The sequence below is a fragment of the Allobosea sp. FBZP-16 genome (assembly GCF_002831785.1).
GTDB lineage: Bacteria > Pseudomonadota > Alphaproteobacteria > Rhizobiales > Beijerinckiaceae > Allobosea > Allobosea lupini.
The window spans coordinates 588,383-607,101 of the sequence record NZ_LNCQ01000022.1 but is presented as its reverse complement, the minus strand read 5'-3'; the positions used below and the strand labels follow the sequence as shown (position 1 = coordinate 607,101).

Annotated in this window: 20 protein-coding genes; 16 read left to right on the top strand and 4 right to left on the bottom strand. The window is 66.2% G+C overall.

Annotated features, from left to right (window positions below):
• Positions 1 to 6 precede the first annotated feature (6 nt).
• The 4 genes from CXY91_RS09160 to CXY91_RS09145 all read left to right on the top strand — a co-directional run bounded on the left by CXY91_RS09160 (position 7) and on the right by CXY91_RS09145 (position 2,531).
• Positions 7 to 753, top strand: a complete 747-nt coding sequence (locus CXY91_RS09160) for an FkbM family methyltransferase (protein WP_100960560.1) — start codon at positions 7 to 9, stop codon at positions 751 to 753.
• Positions 754 to 763: 10 nt separating this feature from the next.
• On the top strand, positions 764 to 1,390 hold the full coding sequence (gene pncA, locus CXY91_RS09155; protein ID WP_248307409.1) for a bifunctional nicotinamidase/pyrazinamidase: 627 nt from the start codon (positions 764 to 766) through the stop codon (positions 1,388 to 1,390).
• 3 nt (positions 1,391 to 1,393) lie between these two features.
• On the top strand, positions 1,394 to 2,089 hold the full coding sequence (locus CXY91_RS09150; protein WP_100960557.1) for a helix-turn-helix transcriptional regulator: 696 nt from the start codon (positions 1,394 to 1,396) through the stop codon (positions 2,087 to 2,089).
• A 70-nt stretch (positions 2,090 to 2,159) separates the two neighbouring features.
• Positions 2,160 to 2,531 (top strand): VOC family protein, encoded by a 372-nt coding sequence (locus CXY91_RS09145; protein WP_100960555.1) that lies wholly within the window; start codon positions 2,160 to 2,162, stop codon positions 2,529 to 2,531.
• A 5-nt stretch (positions 2,532 to 2,536) separates the two neighbouring features.
• Here the strand turns inward: CXY91_RS09145 and CXY91_RS09140 are convergent, their stop codons facing one another.
• Positions 2,537 to 3,700 carry a GGDEF domain-containing protein gene (locus CXY91_RS09140; RefSeq protein ID WP_100960552.1) on the bottom strand — a complete coding sequence of 388 codons (1,164 nt, stop codon included), beginning with the start codon at positions 3,698 to 3,700 and terminating at the stop codon, positions 2,537 to 2,539.
• A 58-nt stretch (positions 3,701 to 3,758) separates the two neighbouring features.
• Positions 3,759 to 4,679 (bottom strand): LysR substrate-binding domain-containing protein, encoded by a 921-nt coding sequence (locus CXY91_RS09135; RefSeq protein ID WP_158673330.1) that lies wholly within the window; start codon positions 4,677 to 4,679, stop codon positions 3,759 to 3,761.
• 136 nt (positions 4,680 to 4,815) lie between these two features.
• On the opposite strand from CXY91_RS09135, the gene CXY91_RS09130 reads away from it, so the two are divergent.
• The 4 genes from CXY91_RS09130 to CXY91_RS09115 all read left to right on the top strand — a co-directional run bounded on the left by CXY91_RS09130 (position 4,816) and on the right by CXY91_RS09115 (position 8,621).
• Entirely contained in the window at positions 4,816 to 5,823 is a 1,008-nt protein-coding gene (locus CXY91_RS09130) for an ornithine cyclodeaminase family protein (RefSeq protein WP_100960548.1), read from the top strand.
• A gap of 99 nt (positions 5,824 to 5,922) precedes the next feature.
• Positions 5,923 to 7,041, top strand: a complete 1,119-nt coding sequence (locus CXY91_RS09125; RefSeq protein WP_100960546.1) for a branched-chain amino acid ABC transporter substrate-binding protein — start codon at positions 5,923 to 5,925, stop codon at positions 7,039 to 7,041.
• Positions 7,042 to 7,138: 97 nt separating this feature from the next.
• Complete coding sequence (locus tag CXY91_RS30100) at positions 7,139 to 7,450, top strand: antibiotic biosynthesis monooxygenase family protein (protein WP_158673329.1); 312 nt, start codon at positions 7,139 to 7,141, stop codon at positions 7,448 to 7,450.
• 160 nt (positions 7,451 to 7,610) lie between these two features.
• Positions 7,611 to 8,621, top strand: coding sequence for a 30S ribosomal protein S2 (locus tag CXY91_RS09115; RefSeq protein ID WP_091830447.1), 1,011 nt, complete (start codon positions 7,611 to 7,613; stop codon positions 8,619 to 8,621).
• 56 nt (positions 8,622 to 8,677) lie between these two features.
• Here CXY91_RS09115 and CXY91_RS30095 read toward each other — a convergent pair whose 3' ends face one another.
• On the bottom strand, positions 8,678 to 8,848 hold the full coding sequence (locus tag CXY91_RS30095; RefSeq protein WP_158673328.1) for a hypothetical protein: 171 nt from the start codon (positions 8,846 to 8,848) through the stop codon (positions 8,678 to 8,680).
• 58 nt (positions 8,849 to 8,906) lie between these two features.
• On the opposite strand from CXY91_RS30095, the gene tsf reads away from it, so the two are divergent.
• On the top strand, positions 8,907 to 9,830 hold the full coding sequence (tsf, locus tag CXY91_RS09110; RefSeq protein WP_100960541.1) for a translation elongation factor Ts: 924 nt from the start codon (positions 8,907 to 8,909) through the stop codon (positions 9,828 to 9,830).
• Positions 9,831 to 9,948: 118 nt separating this feature from the next.
• A complete protein-coding gene (pyrH, locus tag CXY91_RS09105; RefSeq protein ID WP_091828728.1) occupies positions 9,949 to 10,656 on the top strand; it encodes a UMP kinase in 708 nt (235 codons plus the stop codon).
• Between the two features lie 4 nt (positions 10,657 to 10,660).
• On the opposite strand, the gene CXY91_RS09100 is transcribed toward pyrH, so the two are convergent.
• Positions 10,661 to 11,074: a VOC family protein gene (locus tag CXY91_RS09100; RefSeq protein ID WP_100960539.1), complete on the bottom strand. Its 414-nt coding sequence runs from the start codon at positions 11,072 to 11,074 to the stop codon at positions 10,661 to 10,663.
• 250 nt (positions 11,075 to 11,324) lie between these two features.
• Between CXY91_RS09100 and frr the strand changes: the two genes are divergently transcribed.
• From frr to bamA, 6 genes are all read left to right on the top strand, one after another.
• On the top strand, positions 11,325 to 11,888 hold the full coding sequence (gene frr / locus CXY91_RS09095; RefSeq protein ID WP_091830448.1) for a ribosome recycling factor: 564 nt from the start codon (positions 11,325 to 11,327) through the stop codon (positions 11,886 to 11,888).
• 62 nt (positions 11,889 to 11,950) lie between these two features.
• On the top strand, positions 11,951 to 12,706 hold the full coding sequence (locus tag CXY91_RS09090; protein WP_282569368.1) for an isoprenyl transferase: 756 nt from the start codon (positions 11,951 to 11,953) through the stop codon (positions 12,704 to 12,706).
• Positions 12,703 to 13,521, top strand: a complete 819-nt coding sequence (locus tag CXY91_RS09085; protein WP_100960535.1) for a phosphatidate cytidylyltransferase — start codon at positions 12,703 to 12,705, stop codon at positions 13,519 to 13,521. The genes CXY91_RS09090 and CXY91_RS09085 overlap by 4 nt, the downstream gene beginning before the upstream one ends.
• A 7-nt stretch (positions 13,522 to 13,528) precedes the next feature.
• On the top strand, positions 13,529 to 14,710 hold the full coding sequence (gene dxr, locus CXY91_RS09080; RefSeq protein ID WP_100960533.1) for a 1-deoxy-D-xylulose-5-phosphate reductoisomerase: 1,182 nt from the start codon (positions 13,529 to 13,531) through the stop codon (positions 14,708 to 14,710).
• A 22-nt stretch (positions 14,711 to 14,732) separates the two neighbouring features.
• Positions 14,733 to 15,881 carry an RIP metalloprotease RseP gene (gene rseP / locus CXY91_RS09075; RefSeq protein ID WP_100960531.1) on the top strand — a complete coding sequence of 383 codons (1,149 nt, stop codon included), beginning with the start codon at positions 14,733 to 14,735 and terminating at the stop codon, positions 15,879 to 15,881.
• Positions 15,882 to 16,182: 301 nt separating this feature from the next.
• A complete protein-coding gene (gene bamA, locus CXY91_RS09070) occupies positions 16,183 to 18,714 on the top strand; it encodes an outer membrane protein assembly factor BamA (protein ID WP_425285391.1) in 2,532 nt (843 codons plus the stop codon).
• The last annotated feature ends 5 nt before the right edge of the window (positions 18,715 to 18,719 follow it).

Genomic DNA, 18,719 nt, shown 5'->3' with positions numbered 1-18,719 from the left:
ACAACGATGATGTCCGGGGGGACGATGAAGCAATATGTCGCGCGCATCCCGATGAGCCTTGCCGTGCCCGAGGCAATGCACTGGGCGATCAAGGACGTGCTCGAAGGCGAATACGAATGTGGTTTCGATGGCGTCGGCCTCGATATTCTCGACATCGGGGCGAATGTCGGCTCGTTCGCGCTCTGGGCGAGCGCGCGCTGGCCGGGCAGCACCGTGACCTCCTATGAGCCGCATCCCGGCACCTACGAGCTCTTGAAGCGCAACACCGACCGGCGCCGCGACATCGTCACGATCAACGCGGCGCTGTTCCCCGGCGGCCAGACAACCGCGGCCTTCCTCAGCCGCTTCGCCGGCGACGGCGAGTCCGGGCTCGCCTCCTATGCCGGCGACACCTTCGTCGCCGGGGCCATGGTCGAGCGCTATCAGGTCGCGGTTGTCGACCCGGCGAGCCTGCCCTCGGCGGATATCGTCAAGATCGACATCGAGGGCGGGGAAGGCGACGTGCTCGACCATCTCGACCTCTCGAATACCTCGCTGGTGCTGCTCGAATACCAGAATCGCAAGAATCGCCTGCAATTGGAGGCGCGTCTTGAAGCCGATTTCGAGGTGATCGACACGGTCGAGCACATCTGGGACCCGCTGCTCGAACAACGGTGCTACCGGCCCGATCTCGCCGGCGACGTCTATGGCCGCATGTTCGCCGCACGCAAAGGCATCACCCGGATGGCGCGGACCGCAGCAGCGTCAAGGTGAGGGCACGCCGGTGATCGATGCCTGGACCGCGCTGATCGTCGTCGACGTCCAGAATGATTTCTGCCCCGGCGGCAGCCTGGCGGTCGCCGGCGGAGACGAGATCGTTCCGCTCGTCAACGACCTCGGCAAGCGCTTCGCCACGGTCGTGCTGACGCAGGATTGGCACCCGGCCGGGCATTCCTCGTTCGCATCGAGCCATCCCGGCAAGTTGCCGTTCGAAAGCATCGCCATGCCCTATGGAACGCAGGTGCTGTGGCCGGATCATTGCGTCCAGGGTAGCGCGGGCGCGGCCTTCCATCCGGGGCTCGACCTTTCCATGGCGCAGGCGGTCATCCGCAAGGGCTGCCACAGCAAGGTCGACAGTTATTCGGGCCTGGTCGAGGCCGACCGTACCACGCCGACGGGCCTCGGTGGCTATCTCAGGGAGCGCGGCATCGCCCGTGTCGTGCTCGCGGGCCTCGCCACCGATTTCTGCGTCAACTGGACGGCACAGGACGCAGTCCGGCAAGGTTTCGAGACCATCGTCGTCGAAGAAGCCTGCCGTGCCATCGATCTCGACGGCTCCCTGGATCGGGCATGGGCCGAGATGACGGCGCTCGGCGTCAGGCGGGCGCGGCTCACCGAGCTGAACGGCTGAGCCATGTCGCGTTCCGAGCGCCTGCTCGACCTCGTTCAGGTGCTGCGCCGGCATCGCCGGCCTGTCAGCGGTCGGAAGCTCGCCGAAGAGACCGGTGTCAGCATCCGCACGCTCTATCGCGACATCGCGACCTTGCAGGGGCAGGGCGCCCCGATCGAGGGCGAGCCCGGGCTCGGCTATGTGCTGAAGCCCGGCTTCATGCTGCCGCCCCTGATGTTCGACGAGGACGAGATCGAGGCGCTGGTGCTCGGCTCGCGCTGGGTCGCGGGGCGGGCGGATGACCGTCTCGCCGGCGCGGCGCGCAACGCCATGGCCAAGATCGTCGCGGTGCTGCCGGCCGATCTGCGCGAAAAGGCAGACGCCTCGGCCCTGCTCGTCGGCCCCGGCGCCAGGATCGCCGACACATCCGGCGTCGATCTCGTACTGGTGCGCAAGGCGATCCGCTCCGAGCGCAAGCTGGCTCTGACCTATCAGGACGGCAAGGCGGCGGCTTCGCAACGCCTGATCTGGCCGTTCGCCCTCGGCTTCTTCGACCATGTCCGCGTCGTCGTCGCCTGGTGCGAGTTGCGCAACGACTTCCGGCATTTCCGCGCCGACCGCATCGCGCAGGCCGAGCTGGTCGACATCCGCTATCCGCGCCGGCGTCAGGCGCTGCTCAAGCAATGGCGCGAGCGCGAGGGAATACCATCGCCGGCTTGAGATACGCTGCCGGAAATTGGCAGCATCTGCAGCGATCATGCACCGGTCCTCAAAACCGGAGACCGCCCCCATGCTCGATGCCAACTTCATCATCCTCTATGTCGACAGCCCCGAAGCCAGCGCCCGCTTCTATGCCGACCTGATCGGCTCAGAGGCACTGGAGACCTCGCCGACCTTTGCCATGTTCGCGCTGCCGTCAGGGGCGAAGCTCGGTCTGTGGTCGCGCCATACCGTCGAGCCGGGCGCGCAAGCCGCCGGAGGTGGTGGCGAGATCGCGATGGTGGTCGGCCGCGGCGAGGCTGTCGATGCGACCCATGCCGACTGGCAGCGGCGCGGCCTTGCGATCCTGCAGGCGCCGACAGATCTCGACTTCGGCCGAACCTTCGTCGCGAGCGATCCGGATGGCCACCGGCTACGTGTCTTTCACCCGTTCGGGAGATAGGACGCTCACCGCGCCAGGGCGCGAATCTGGACCTGGACCCGGTCGCGGCCGAGGCGCTTCGAGCGGTAGAGCGCCTCGTCCGCCTGCTCCAACAACGCTTCGAGCTCGTTGCTCGCGGCATTTCCTTCGGCGACGCCGATGCTGAGCGTCGGCTGGAGGGTGACGCCGTCCCTGCCGGCGAGGGCGCGTCCGAAGGCGGATCGGATCCGGTTGGCAACGCGCACCGCGTCCCTGGTCGACATATGCGGGAGGAGGGCGACGAACTCGTCGCCGCCATGGCGCGCCAGGACGTCGCTGGCGCGTAATTCGCTTCGGGCCGCCTCGGCGAAGAGCTGCAGGATGCGGTCGCCGGCGGCATGGCCATGCGTGTCGTTCAGGCTCTTGAAGTGGTCGATGTCGATCAGCAGCAGGGTCAGCCGGCCCGGGCGCTTGCCTGCATCGGTTGCGATCCGGGCCATGGCGCGCTCCAGGCCGCTGCGGTTCATCGCGCCGGTGAGCGGATCGTGCTGGGCGATCGCGACCAGCGTGTTGCGGTTGCGCTCGGCGGCGAGCAGCAAGAGTGCGCTGCCGCGCAGGAGCAGGAAGGCGGTGCCTGTAGCGGCAACCCACTGGTTGGCATCGTTGGCGGGGAACAGCTCGGTTCCAAGCTGCCCTGTGGCGGCGAGATAGCCGCGGATGGCGAACAGCACCACGGTCGGCGCGAACAACGCCGCCAGGATCGCGCCGGAGGCCAGCCGCTCGCGCCGCCATAGGAGCAAGCCTTCCCGGACCAGCAACATGTCGCAAGCCATGACCAGGACGGCGACGAGGACGACCCGTTTGACGAAGCCGTCCGGCTCGTTCCACAGGAACAGCGGGAGGGCGGCGGCGACCGCAAGAAGATAGAGCGGCAGGCGCGCCGGCCGCCCGGCGAAGCTCCTCACCCCGAACAGGATCAGCAGATAGCCGATCCAGCTGACGGTGTTGGCGAGCGGGATCGAGACGATGTCGGGGATGATGCCGCGCAGGCCCACGCCGATCAGGCCGAGGCCGATCAGGATGTTGCTCAGCCCCCACCAGAGCGGCCAGCGCTCGAATCGGCCGGTGGCATAGGCGGACAGCTGCACGAGGCCGAGAATGACGCAGGTGAGAGCCCCTGCCAGATAGATTGTCCTCAGATCGAGCAACACGTCAGGCCATCCAAGTCGACTGGCTCGAACGCCTAGCAGGTCGGCGTGAACGGAGAGTTCACAGACCGGTTGCGTCGGTGCGACCAGCCTGGGCTTCGGCCAGCATGTCCATGAGCCAGCCGCGGAACAGCCGTGCCTTGCGAGGCAGCTCTGCTCCGGCCGGGTAGTTCAGGAAGTAATCCGCACCGATATGGACCTTCACGGGAAAAGGTTGTGCCAGCCGGCCCTGCGCCAGATCGTCTTCGACCAGCGCGGCGAAGAACAGCGCAACGCCATGTCCGTCGCAGGCGACGCGGCGCAGAGCGTGAGAATCGCTGAGCCGCAAGCTCTCGCCCAGCGTTGCATCGGCCCTGCCTGCGGCCTGCGCCCAGGCACGCCAGTGGGCAAGATCGAATTCGTAGAAGAGCGGCAGCCGGAGCAAGGCCGAAGGATCTGCGAGCGGTCCGGTCTCGTCCAGCAGTGCCGGAGCGAGCACCGCGATGAGGGAGCCGTCGAGAACCTTCTCGGCGTGTACGCCCGGCCAGGTGCCACTGCCCCAGTTGATGCCGATGTCGATGCCCTCGCGGCGATGGTCGGCGGGGTGGTAGGAGTGATGCAGTCGCAGGTCGATCTCTGGATGGCGCCTGACGAAGGACATCAAGCGCGGCGTCAGCCATGCTGCCGAGAAGTAGGGTGCGACGCTGACGTTGAGGATCTCCCGGGCGCCACTGCCGGTGACCTGCTCGACGGCCTGCTCGATCGTCGCGAAGGCGCTATAGACACCGGCGAACAGGATTTCTCCCGCATCGGTCAGCCGATTGCCCGCCGGCTCGCGATGCAGCAGTCGTACGGACAGACTTTCCTCCAGCAACCTGACCTGCCGGCTGACGGCAGCTTGTGTCACCCCCAGTTCGTCCGCTGCCCGGGTAAAACTCAAGGTCCGCGCCACCGCCTCGAATGCCCGCATGGCGGTGAGCGAGGTCGTCCTTCTGCGATGCATGGGCATAATCTCAGGTTATGGAGCCCCTCAAAAACTCATTTTTCTACAATATCGTGCTGCGTCAAACATAACTTGATCAAAGCCGCGAGCCGCCTGATCAGAGATGAGACGGCGCGGTCAGAATGCGAGGATATCGATGACTTCCGCCGCCACCACGACGCCGAGGCGCAGCGCTGCCGAAATCGGAAAAGGCGCCTTGCCGGTCCTGTATCTCAGCGAGGCCGATGTCGTGCGCCTCCTCGATCCCGCGCAATTGCTCGACGGGCTCGCCGACGGCTTCAGGGCGATGGCCCGTGGCGAGGTCCAGGCGCCGGACCGTCCAGAGATCACCGTGCCTGGAAAGGGCTTCTCGCTGGCGATGCCAGCCTGGGCCGCCGGGATGAATCTCACGGTGAAGATCGTCAACGTATTCGAGCACAATCTCGACCTCGACCTGCCCAACCATCTCGCCGTGATCATGCTGTTCGATCAGCAGACCGGCGCGCCCGTCTGCATCATGGACGGCACGCACATCACCGCGATCCGAACCGCGGCGTCGGCTGTGCTCTCCGTACGCGCGCTCGCCCGACCGGAATCGCGGATCGCGACCCTGATCGGTGCCGGCGTGCAGGGACGCGAGCACCTGCGGCTGCTGCCGCTGGTGCGCGATTTCGACGAGATCCGTGTCGCTTCGCTGCACTATGAGGATGCCGAGAAACTCGCCGCCAGCTGTCCCCGTGCCCGGCCCGTGCGTGACGTCGAGGCGGCGGTACGCGGCTCGGATGTGGTCTGCCTTGCGAGCCACGCCTATGAGCCGGTGATTGCGAGCGAATGGGTGCGGCCCGGCACACATGTCTCCTCCGTCGGTTATGCGCCTCCTCGCGGCGAGCTTCCGGTCGAGCTTCTTAGCCGTGCACAGCTCTTTGTCGAGAGCGAGGAAGCGTTTAGGCCGCCGCCGGTGGGCTGTGCCGAGCTCGCCGGATGCGATCCAGCCAGCGCGATCAGGCTCGGCGACCTGTTCTCCGGCAGCAGGCCGGGCCGGGCGAGTGCCGACCAGATCACGCTCTACAAGGCGATGGGCATCGCGATGGAGGACATGGTCGCGGCCGACATCGTCCACCGGTGTGCGCTCGCCGAAGGCAACGCCCAGCACATCACGCTCTGATCGCGAGAGCCTATCGGGCCAAGGCTCGGCGCGCCTCCGGCGCGGCCGATGCCCGCGCCTGCCACCAGCCGGCGCCGCCGGCAGCAACGGAGATATCCCATGCACAGGATCATTGGGCCGATCATGCTGTCCTGGCTTTCGGCAGTCGTGTCCGTGCCGGCCTTCGCGCAGGTGCGGATCGCACTGGCGGGGCCGATGACCGGCGCGAATGCCAGTTTCGGCGATCAGCTACGGGCCGGTGCGGAAGCAGCGGTCGCGCAGATCAATTCCCAGGGCGGCGTGCGTGGTGAGAAGCTCGAACTCGTTGTCGCCGACGATGCCTGCGATCCACGTCAGGCCGTCTCGGTCGCGAACAAGCTGGCAGGCGACGGCGTACGCTTCATCGCTGGTCATTTCTGCTCCGGCTCGACCCTGCCTGCGAGCGAGGTCTACGCGGAGGCGGGCGCCATCGTCATCACCGTCTCGACCAATCCCAAGATCACCGAGCGCGGCATGAAGGCGCTGTTCCGCATCGGCGGGCGCGACGATCAGCAGGGACCGACCGCAGCCGACTTCATCGTCAAGAGCTTTGCCGGCCGCCGCATCGCGATCGTGCACGACAAGAGCTCGTTCGGGGCAGGGCTCGCGGGCGAGGTCCGCAGCCGCCTCGTCGCGGAGAGACAGCAGATCGTCTTCGATACCGGTATCAACGCCGGCGAGAAGGACCACAGCGCCTTGATCTCGCGCCTCAAGGCGGCGCGCGTCGACGTACTCTTCTTCGGTGGCTATCACACTGAGGCGGGCCTCATCATGCGACAGGCTGCGGATCAGGGGTTGAGGCTCGAGATGATTGGCGGCGACCCGCTCGCCTCGAGCGAGTTCGTCGCGGTCGCGGGCGATGCGGCCAATGGGGTGCATTTCACATTTGCTCCCGATCCGCGCAAGAACCCGGCTTCAAGCGATGCTGTGCGGGCAATGCGCGCTCGGCAAGTTGAGCCGGAAGGCTGGGCGCTTTACTCCTACGCCACCATCCAGATCTTCGCCGAGGCGATGGTGAAGGCAAATTCCACGGAGTCGCGCGCCGTCGCGCAGGCAGTCGCCGGTTTGCGCTTCGCCACGGCGGTCGGCGAGGTTCGCTTCGATGCAAAGGGCGACAACCTCCAACCAGGCTTCGTCGTCTATCGCTGGCAGGGTGGTAAGTCGGACTATGCAGAGGGCATGGGCCGGCAAGGCAACTGAAACGGCCTGTCACCGCTCCGACGGACCAGGTCTTGACCTCAACCGTACTCGAGGTTGCATAGACCCGGCTCCTGCATCTGCATCGAAGGAGCTGGGCATGCCCGATCAACCGGTCGTCAACATCAGCGTCATCACGCCGAAGCCCGAGCGCTTCGCCGAGTTCATGGAACTGCAGCTCGCCCAGCACTATGCCGTCCGCGGCAAGGTCGAGGGCTTGATCGGCGGGCGATTGTTCCGCTCGCGCGAGGATCGCGATGTCGTCCTGGTGACGATGTTCGAATCCGAGCAGGCGGCGCTGCGCTTTGCCCGCGACGAGCGCTTCACCAGCCATCTGGCACGCGTTCGCCCCTTGCTGGAACGCGCCGTGCCAGGAGCCTATGACGTCGCCTACGAGGTCGGGTCGCTCTGACGAGCCGACTGCAAGCCTTGCATTCCGACGCCATGGCGTGTAAGGCGCGCCTTATCCCACATGGGGAGCATCACCTCGACACCGAGGCGTTCCGGTGACTGGCCAGCTTATGGCCGGCTCATTCGCTCCCCAGAGGCTCAACCGGAAGGACAAGAATACCATGGCTCTGCCCGATTTCTCCATGCGTCAGCTGCTCGAGGCCGGCGCCCATTTCGGCCACCAGTCGCACCGCTGGAACCCGAAGATGTCGCCGTTCATCTACGGGACCCGCAACAACATCCACATCCTCGACCTGTCGCAGTCGGTGCCGATGCTCTCGCGCGCCCTGCAGGCGGTCAGCGACACCGTCGCCCGCGGCGGCCGCGTCCTCTTCGTCGGCACCAAGCGCCAGGCGCAGGACGCCATTGCCGATGCCGCCAAACGCTCGGCCCAGTACTATGTCAACTCCCGCTGGCTCGGCGGCATGCTGACCAACTGGAAGACCATCTCGGCCTCGATCCAGCGCCTGCGCAAGGTCGACGAGCTGCTCTCCGGCGGTGGCTCCGGCCTGACCAAGAAGGAGCGCCTGATGCTGGCGCGCGAGCGCGACAAGCTCGAGAAGGCGCTCGGCGGCATCAAAGACATGGGCGGCACGCCCGACATGATCTTCGTGATCGACACCAACAAGGAAGCGCTCGCGATCAAGGAGGCCCAGCGCCTCGGCATCCCGGTCGCTGCCATCATCGACTCCAACAGCGATCCGGACGGCATCACCTTCCCGGTCCCGGCCAATGACGACGCCGGCCGCGCGATCCAGCTCTACTGCGACCTCGTCGCCCGCTCGGCCATCGACGGCATCTCGCGCGCTTCGGGCGACCATGGCATCGACCTCGGCGCCGCCGAGACCCCGATCGTCGAGACGGCGATTGACGAGCCGGTGGCTGTAGAAGGCCAGGCTCAGGCCTTCGAGCTGCTGACCGGGCCGCGCGGCGCGCCGGACGACTTCATGAAGCTCTCGGGCATGGGCCCGGAGATCGTGCAGAAGCTCAACGATGGCGGCATCTTCCACTTCTGGCAGCTCGCTGCCATGAGCCCGGCGGATGTCACCAAGGTCGATCACGACCTGAAGCTCGCCGGCCGCATCGAGAGCCAGGGCTGGGTTGCCCAGGCGCGCGATCTCGCCGACGCCTGATTGGTCGAGACCGCGGCGCGTCATCGGCGCGTCGCAGTTCGATATCTGATTGAAGCTCAAGCAGCGCCGACGCCGGAAACGGAGCGTCGGCGTTTGCCGATCGAGGCTTCGCTTTTTCGACGATGCGGCGCGCCGACGGGTGAAGGCCGCACGAGCGGGATGCGGAAAAGTGGGAACCGGTTTTCCGCGTCAATCCCGCTCTCATTTTTGGAATCGATCACGTTCATGGCTTTGGATCGATCCGATCCACAATCATCGTGATCCAAGACAGCAAGGACGACGCAAATGGCTGCGATCACCGCCGGCATGGTGAAGGAACTCCGCGACAAGACGGGCGCGGGCATGATGGACTGCAAGACCGCGCTCTCGGCCACCGACGGCAACATGGAAGCCGCCATCGACTGGCTGCGCGCCAAGGGCCTGTCAAAGGCCGCCAAGAAGGCCGGCCGCGTCGCCGCCGAGGGCCTCGTCGCCGTCACCGTGCGCGGCCATAGCGGTGTCGTGGTCGAGGTCAACTCCGAGACCGACTTCGTCGCCCGCAACCTCGAATTCCAGGCTCTGGCCCGCACCATCGCCGATGTCGCGCTCGAGCGCGGCGGCGATGTCGAGGCGCTGGCTGCCCATCACTATCCGGGCGGCGGCACTGTCGCCGACGCGATCGCCAACGCCATCGCCACGATCGGCGAGAACATGACGCTGCGCCGCGTCGCGCAGGTCTCGGTTTCTGCCGGCGTGATCGGCTCCTATGTCCACGGCGCCGTCGCCGACGGGCTTGGCAAGATCGGCGTCATCGTCGGCCTGGAGACCAGCGGCAAGGGTGACGAGCTCGCCGCGATCGGCCGGCAGATCGCCATGCACATCGCCGCGACCAACCCCATCGCGCTCGATCTCGCTTCGGTCGATCCGGCGGTGCTGGAGCGCGAGAAGGCGATCCTGGCCGAGAAGAACGCCGGCAAGCCCGAGCATGTGCTCGCCAAGATCGTCGAGAGCGGCCTGAAGAGCTACGCCAAGGAGTACTGCCTGCTCGAGCAGGCCTATATCCATGACGGCTCGAAGTCGGTCGCCCAGGTGCTGAAGGAGGCCGAAGGCAAGGTCGGCGGTCCGCTCAAGCTCACCGGCTTCGCTCGCTTCGCGCTTGGCGAGGGCATCGAGAAGGAAGAGACTGACTTCGCTGCCGAGGTCGCGGCCGCCGGCGGCACCACGGGCTGACAAGCCCGTTGATAGGACACAGAAAGGCCGCGCCTCGCGCGGCCTTTTTTGTAAGTAGAGAAGGTCGGCCCGCCGATTCGGTTGGGCTGGACGATGTGGCAAGGAGTGGAGAGCCCCGATGAGACCTAAACGCGTTCTCGTGAAGCTCTCCGGCGAAGCCCTTGCCGGACCTCAAGGAAACGGCCTCGACGGCGCGACGCTCACCGCGCTTGCCGCCGACATCTCCCATGCCTCGCGCGAGGGTGTCGAGATCGGCATCGTGGTCGGCGGCGGCAATTTCTTCCGCGGCGTCCAGGGGCTCACCAAGGGACTGGACCGCACCAGCGCGGACTCGATCGGCATGCTGGGCACGGTGATGAACGCGCTCGCGCTCGAACATGCGATCGAGAGCGCCGGTGCTCCGGCGCGCGCCATGTCGGCGGTACCGATGCCCTCGCTCTGCGAGAGCTATGCCCGCAAGCGGGCGCTCGACCATCTCAGCAACGGCAAGGTCGTCATCCTCGGCGGCGGCACCGGCAATCCTTATTTCACGACCGATACCGGCGCGGCCTTGCGCGCGGCCGAGCTCGATTGCAGCCATCTCCTCAAGGCGACGCAGGTCGACGGCGTCTATTCGGCCGATCCGAAGAAGGATCCGAGCGCGACCCGCTACGACACCCTGACCCATGAGGACGCGATCAAGCGCGACCTCAAGGTGATGGACACCGCCGCCTTCGCATTGGCGCGCGACGCGGCGCTCACCATCGTCGTCTTCTCGATCGCCGCGCCCGGCATGCTCGCCGCGGTGCTGCGCGGCGAGGGCAGGGCCACCTACGTCACGCCTTGACGGGTCAGTAGTTCGGCCAGTTGCCGGGCGTCATGATCTCGAGCAGATGGCCGTCGGGATCGCGGAAATAGAGGCTTGTCCCGCCGCGATTCCAGCGCATGCGGCCCTCGATCGCGACGCCGTGCTGCCCGAGCCGTTCCTCCCATGAGGCGAGATCGTCGGCGTCGACGGCAAAGCAGATATGGAGCGGGCCAGCGCCGTCATGCGGCGGGATGCTGCCGCGCTCCGACATTTGCGTCTCGACCGAGGCTCCGCGCAGAAACAGCAATAGGACGTTCTGGCCGCCGATGTCGTAGGCGAACAGCGTCCTGGTCCTGAGCATGGACGAGAGTCCGAGCTTTCCCTCGTAGAACGCGGCGGCGCGGTCGAGATCGTCGACATAGAGCGCAGTTTCGACGATGCGGTTCAGCCGGGGCATGGGATTCTCCTCGCGGGGCCGGGACCGTTCGTGCGGCCCTGAGCTTGAGCTAGGATGTGCTTCTGGTCTTGGCCAGAACTCAGGCGATCCTGCCAGCCATGCGACAGCCGTGGAATTCCGATTCCGCTTGCGGACCAGTCGAGGAAAATGCTGTTGACGCATAAATCCTTGACCCTGCGGCGGCTGCTCGCCATGGTCGCGCGCATTTCCGGCGTTGCGTTTGCCGGGTTTCGACAAGGTTTTGAAGACGATGGCCCAGACCACTTTCGATCTCGCCGACATCAATCGCCGCATGGACGGCGGCGTGCAGAAATTCAAAAGCGACCTGGCTTCGCTGCGCACCGGCCGCGCTTCGGCCAATGTGCTCGATCCGATCACGGTCGAGGCTTACGGCGCGCGTACGCCGCTGAGCCAGCTCGCCACCGTTAGCGTGCCCGAGCCGCGCCTGCTCTCGGTGCAGGTCTGGGACCGCAGCATGGTCCAGGCGGTCGAGAAGGCGATCCGGGAATCCGATCTCGGTCTCAACCCGCAGACCGAGGGGCAGGTGCTTCGCATCCGCATTCCGGAGCTCAACGAGCAGCGCCGCAAGGAGATGGTCAAGGTCGCGCACAAATATGCCGAAGACGCCAAGGTGGCCGTCCGGCATGTGCGCCGCGATGGCATGGACCTGATCAAGAAGCTGGAGAAGGACGGGCATATGCCCAAGGACGACGTCAGCAAGCAGACCGACCTCGTCCAGAAGGCGACCGACAAGCATATCGGCGATATCGACCAGGCGCTTGCCGCCAAGGAAAAGGAAATCCTGCACGTCTAAAGTGCGAGGCAAAGCGCTGTCCTGTATCATCGACGCATGAACGTTCGGCCCAGAAGAGGCATTTGATGTCAGACGGCGCGCGCCCGGCAGTTCCCGCCCATGTCGCCATCATCATGGACGGCAATGGCCGCTGGGCGCAGATGCGTGGCCTGCCGCGACAGGAAGGGCATCGGCGCGGGCTCGAAGCGCTGCGGCGGACGGTGCGCAACGCAGCCGATCTCGGCATCGGCGTCCTGACGCTCTATTCGTTCTCGACCGAGAACTGGCGCCGGCCGATCACCGAGGTCTCCTTCCTGATGGGGCTGCTGCGCCGCTTCGTCGAGAACGACCTCGCCGAGCTGAACGAAGCCGGCGTACGCGTGCGGATCATCGGCAACCGCGAGAATCTCCCGCCCGACTTGCGCGCGCTCGTGGAGCGTGCCGAGACGATGACTGAAGGCAATGCTGGCCTCACCCTGGTCGTCGCCTTCAATTATGGCTCGCGCGACGAGATCGTGCGCGTGGCGCGGCGCCTGGCGCAGGAGGTGGCGGCCGGCCGGCTCGCTCCCGAGACGATCGACGAGGCGATGCTGTCCTCGCATTTCGACACCGGCGCGCTGCCGGATCCTGATCTGGTGATCCGGACCTCGGGAGAGACCCGCATCTCGAACTTCCTGCTCTGGCAGGCGGCCTATGCCGAGTTCATTTTCACGCCGGTGCTCTGGCCGGATTTCGACCGCAAGGCGCTGGAGGATGCGCTGGCCGAGTTCCATAGCCGCGAGCGCCGCTATGGCGGCGTCGGCCAACCGGCCGAAACCAAGAAGGTGGGGGTCGCGTGAATGCGGCCGGCGCCGGTACGGGCGCATCCGAGCTTCGCCTGCGGGTCATCTCGGCGCTGGTGCTCGCCGTGGTCATTCTCGGCGTCACCGTGCTCGGTGGCTGGCCCTTTCGCCTGATCTGGACCGCCGTCGCCGGCGTCGTCGCCTATGAATGGCTGACCATGGTCGGCCGCACGAACGCGGTCGCGGCTGGGATCGGCGTCGGGCTGGCCGGGCTCGCGCTCGGCTTCCTGCCCGTGAGTGGCGCGGCGCTCGCGGGGGTGTCGGCCTTCGCCGGTCTGATCGCCGCGATCGCGACGACGCAGACCGGCAACCGGCGCCTGCTCGAAGCCTGCGGCGTCGCCTATGCGCTCTGCTTCGCGCTGGTGACGCCGGCGCTGCGCGAGACGCCCGGGCTCGGGCTCGCCTTGATCATCTGGACCTTCGCGGTGGTCTGGCTCACCGATATCGCCGCCTATTTCACCGGGCGCGCGCTGGGCGGGCCGAAGCTGCTGCCGCGCGTCAGCCCGAAGAAGACGTGGTCGGGCGCGCTCGGCGGCGCCCTGGCGGGGACCTTGTGCGCCACGGCGGTCTGGGCCTGGTTCTTCCCGGGGCTGCCATCGGGCCTCTGGCCGGTGCTTGCGGTCTCGCTCGCCGCCTCCGTCGCGAGCCAGGCCGGCGACCTGTTCGAATCGTCGATCAAGCGGCGCTTCGGCGCCAAGGATTCGGGCCACCTCATTCCAGGCCATGGCGGCTTCCTCGACCGGCTCGACGGCTACTGGGCCGTGCTGGTCTTCGCCGGCCTGCTGCTTTATCTGGCGCGCCTGGGACACTGAGCACCAGATGCCTCGCACAGTCACGATATTGGGGGCGACCGGCTCCATCGGCCGCTCGACGCGCGCCGTCATTGCCGAGAATCCGGGGCGGCTGCGGATCGCTGCGCTGGTCGCCGGTCGGGATGCGGCCGGGCTGGCGCGGATCGCCCGCGAGACCTGTGCGAGCTTCGCCGCGATCGCGGATGAAGGGCAGGCCGCGGCGCTCGCCGCAGCGCTGGCCGGCAGCGGCATCCGTCATGGCGCCGGCCGTGAGGCGGTGCTCGAGGCGGTTTCGCTCGATAGCGACATCGTGGTCAGCGCCATCTCGGGGGCGGCCGGGCTGGAGGCGACCTTTGCGGCGCTGACGCCGGGCCGGGTTGTCGCGCTCGCCAACAAGGAGAGCCTGGTCTGCGCCGGTGCCGCGGTGATGGCGCGGGCAAGCGCCGTCGGCGCCCGCATCCTGCCGCTCGATTCCGAGCACAATGCCCTGTTCCAGGTGCTGGGGGCCGAGCCGATCTCGGCCATCCGCACGATGACGCTGACTGCCTCGGGCGGGCCGTTCCGGACCTGGCCGGCGGAGAAGATCGCCGCCGCCACGCCCGAGCAGGCGCTGGCTCATCCGAACTACGCGATGGGCGCCAAGATCACGATCGATTCGGCCAGCATGATGAACAAGGGGCTGGAGCTGATCGAGGCCTCATTCCTGTTCGGGTTGGGCGCCGACCAGCTCGACGTGCTGGTCCATCCGCAGCAGATCGTGCACGGGCTCGTTACCTTCCGCGACGGCTCGGTCAGCGCCGGCATGGCCGTGCCGGACATGCGCGTCGCGGCGGCCCATTGCCTCGGGGTCGATGGCAGGCTCGATGCGCCGCCAAGCCGTTTCCTCGATCTGGTCGCGGCCGGCCCGCTCGCTTTCGAGCGTGCCGATCTCGCCCGCTTCCCGGCGCTGCGCCTCGCCATCGCGGCCCTTGCGGAAGGGGGCGCCATGCCGGCCGTGCTGAACGCCGCCAACGAGATCGCCGTCGAGGCCTTCCTCGAGCGACGCATTGCTTTTCCTGCCATTCCGGCCCTGGTCGAGGCCGTCTGCGCGCAGATGACGGGTGCCTTCCTGTTGCCGCCTTCCGATGTCACGGAGGCGCTCGCCGTTGACCACGATGCGAGAAACCGGACCCGCTCGCTCTTGTCCGGGGGCCGCTTCACTGTCACTTAGTGGCGGAAACCCGGAGAGTTTTATGGATATCGTCGGATCGGTCTGGCACGCGGCGAGCTTTCTGCTGGGCTATCTGCTGCCGTTCCTGTTCGTGCTCACCCTCGTCGTGTTCGTGCACGAGCTCGGCCATTTCCTGGTCGGGCGCTGGTGCGGCGTCGATGTGAAGACCTTCTCGATCGGATTCGGCCGCGAACTGTTCGGTTTCAACGACCGGCACGGCACGCGCTGGCGCTTCGCGGTGATCCCGCTCGGCGGCTACGTCAAATTCTCGGGCGATGCCGACGCTGCCAGCTCGACCGATGGCGCTGCGCTCGCCGGCATGAGCCGCGAGGAACGCGAGCGTACCTTCCCGGCCCAGTCGATCGGGGAGCGGGCGGCGATCGTCGCCGCGGGGCCGATCGCCAATTTCCTGCTCGCCATCCTGATCTTCGGCGGGACAGCCTATTTCGTCGGCAAACCGGTGCTGGCGCCGCGCGTCGATGCGGTCACGGTGGGTGGAGCCGCGGCGCGCGCCGGCCTTCAGTCGGGCGATCTGATCCAGCTGGTCGATGGCCGCGAGGTGAAGAGCTTCGCCGATCTGCAGCGGGCGATCTCGATCCGCCCGGGCGAGACCTTTCCGGTGACGGTCGAGCGGGGCGGCGCCCCGGTCGTCCTCTCGGTGACGCCCGATCTGGTCGAGACCTCGTCGCCACTGGGCAAGCAGCGGCTCGGGATCATTGGGGTCCAGGCCTCGGCCAAGCCCGAGGACTGGACGACGCAGCACTTCAGCCTGGGCCAATCCGTGCTGCTCGGCATGAGCGAGACCTGGTTCGTGGTCGAGCGGACCTATGATTACATCGCCAAGCTGATCAAGGGGAAGGAATCGACCGACCAATTGTCGGGGCCGATCCGTATCGCCCAGGTCTCGGGCATGGTCGCCTCCAGCGGCGGGCTCCTGGCGCTGATCAACCTGGCGGCGCTGCTTTCGGTCTCGATCGGGCTGATGAACCTGTTCCCGGTGCCGATGCTCGATGGCGGGCACCTGCTGTTCTATGCGATCGAGGCGCTGCGGGGAAAACCGCTGAGCGAGCGCGCGCAGGAACTCGGATTCCGGCTCGGACTCGGGCTCGTGCTGATGCTGATGCTGTTCGTGACCTGGAACGACCTCGTCCACGTCCGCTCATTGCTGTGAGCCCCGTCAGCCTCGTGCAAACCAGCTTGCACGGGGCTGACGCGATCGGCGGCCAAGGCCGCCTGAAGCGATGGATTGTGGCTTTTTATGGCCTGTTTTCGCAGGCTGGGGCGGTTTTTCGGCCCGCGCGCGTGACCTACCAGCAACGACCCCCGCAAAAATCTTTTGTTAACGACAATGGCGGTTTGCACCCCGCGGGAAACTTTGTAGAAGCGTTTGGTCTTCAATGTCACCGGACCTCGCCCGTAGCGGGGTTCCCCGTTCGCGGGGAGGTGACCCAAAGAATGGAATAGGCGACCCGATGACGTCGACGCTTCAGAGCCGGTCCTTGCGCATGCGGCTCTCTCGATCAGTCGGACTTGCGGCCGTCATGGTGGCCGTCAGCGGCGGCGTGGTGTTCGCGCAGTCCGTGATTGTCCAAGGCAACCGTCGTGTCGATGCGGAGACGATCCGCTCCTATGCGACAGGGCAGGGATCGGGCAGCCCGCAGGAGATTCGCCAGAGTCTCATGGCGACGGGCCTGTTCTCCAACGTTCAGGTCAGCCGCCGCGGGGCGCAGACCGTCGTCTCCGTCCAGGAGAACGATACCATCAATCGCGTCGCCTTCGAGGGCAACCGTCGCCTCAAGGGCGAGGTGCTGCTGGGTCAGGTCCAGTCCAAGGCGCGTGGTCCGCTGAGCCAGCAGCTCATCGATGCGGACGTCGAGCGCCTCAAGGAAGTCTATCGCCGCGCCGGCTATGGCCTCGCCACGATCAGCGGCCGCATCCAGCCGCTGCCGAACGGCCGTTCGGACGTGGTCTTCACCATCTCGGAAAGCGGCAAGACCGGCATCAAGTCGATCAACTTCAGCGGCAACGGCGTCTATTCGTCGTCGCGCCTGCGTGGCTTGATGACCTCGACCGAGTCGAATTTCCTGAGCTGGATCAAGACCTCCGACGTCTATGATCCCGATCGGATCAATTCCGATCTGGAGCTGATTCGCCGCTATTACCTGAAGAACGGCTATGCCGACTTCCGCATCGTCTCGAGCGATGCGCGTTTCGACGATGCGGCCGGCGGCTGGGTCGTCGACGTCACCGTCGATGAAGGCCCGCAATACAAGGTCGGCAATGTTGCGGTCGATTCCCGTCTGCGCGACGTCGATCCGGCTGCGCTGCAGTCACTGGTCAACACCTCTGCCGGTGACACCTACAATGCCGAAGCCGTCGAGCGCTCGCTGGTCACCTTGACCACCGAGGTGGCCAAGCGCGGCTATGCCTTCGCGCAGGTCCGCCCGCGCGGCGAGCGTGACGCGGCCGGTCAGCAGATCGGCATCACCTATGTCGTCGAGGAAGGTCCGCGGGTCTATGTCGAGCGCATCAACGTGCGCGGCAACACCCGGACCCGTGACTATGTCGTTCGCCGCGAGCTCGATCTCGGCGAAGGCGACGCCTACAACAAGGTCTTCGTCGACCGCGCCGAGCGTCGCCTGAACAATCTCGGCTTCTTCAACAAGGTCCGCATCACCAACGAGCCGGGCAGCGCGCCCGACCGCGTGATCGTCAACATCGACGTCGAGGACAAGCCGACCGGCTCGTTCTCGATCGCCGGCGGCTACTCGACCTCGGACGGCATCATCGGCGAGGTCTCGCTCTCGGAGTCGAACTTCCTCGGTCGCGGCCAGTTCGTCCGCATCGCCGGGACGCTGGGCCAGCGCACCCAGGGTGTCGACTTCTCGTTCACCGAGCCGTATTTCCTCGGCCATCGGATCGCGGCGGGCTTCGATCTCTTCTCGAAATTCAACGACAATACCAATATCGGCTATTTCGAGAGCCGGGTGACCGGCGGCCAGGTCCGCTTCTCCTTCCCGATTACGGAGGAGTTCTCGATCACGCCGCGCTATTCGATCTACACGACCGAGATCAAGATCCCGAACACCGCTGCGAAGCCGTATAACGACTGTTCCATCCCGCTCGAAGGGATTACCCCCGGGACGACGGGCGCCTCAGCGGCTTCTGTGAACGGTTTCAACTGCTTGACGAACGGTGAAGCGACGGTGGCGGTCAAGGAGGCTCAGGGCTCGACCCTGACCTCGCTGGTCGGCCTGAACTTCAATTACAACTCGCTCGACAACTACCAGAACCCGCGCAATGGCTTCGTTGCCGAGATCAAGCCGGAGTTCGCGGGTGTCGGTGGCGACTCGAAGTTCCTGCGCGTCAGCGCCGATGCCCGCTACTACAGGGAGTTCCTGGAGGACTTCGTCGGTATCGCTCGCATTCAGGGCGGCCATGTCCAGGCGACCAGCGGCGATCTGCGCATGATCGACCACTACTTCCTCGGACCGACACTGGTGCGTGGCTTCGCGCCGTCCGGTATTGGGCCTCGCGACGTCTCGAACGACCCGACCGCGAACGCACTCGGTGGCACTACCTATTTCGGTGGCTCGCTCGAGGTTCAGTTCCCGATCTTCGGTCTGCCGCGCGATCTCGGCCTTAAGGGTGCGATCTTCGCCGATGCCGGCACGCTGTTCAACTATGACGGCGGCTCGAAGAGCATCACCAACGGAGCTTTCCTGGGCTGCCCGGCCGGTTCGGAGGGGCGTCAGTTCAACGTGTCGACCAACTCGGTCTACCAGAACAACATCGCTTGCGTGCGTGACAAGAACGTCATCCGCTCGTCGATTGGCGTGAGCTTGCTCTGGCAGTCGCCGCTTGGCCCGATCCGCTTCGACTACGCCTACGCGCTGTCGAAGGATGATGGTCAGATCGGAACCGATCCGCGCACTGGCATCACTGCCAAGTACGGCGGCGACCGCACCCAGGCTTTCCGCTTCTCGGGCGGCGCCCGCTTCTGACCGGC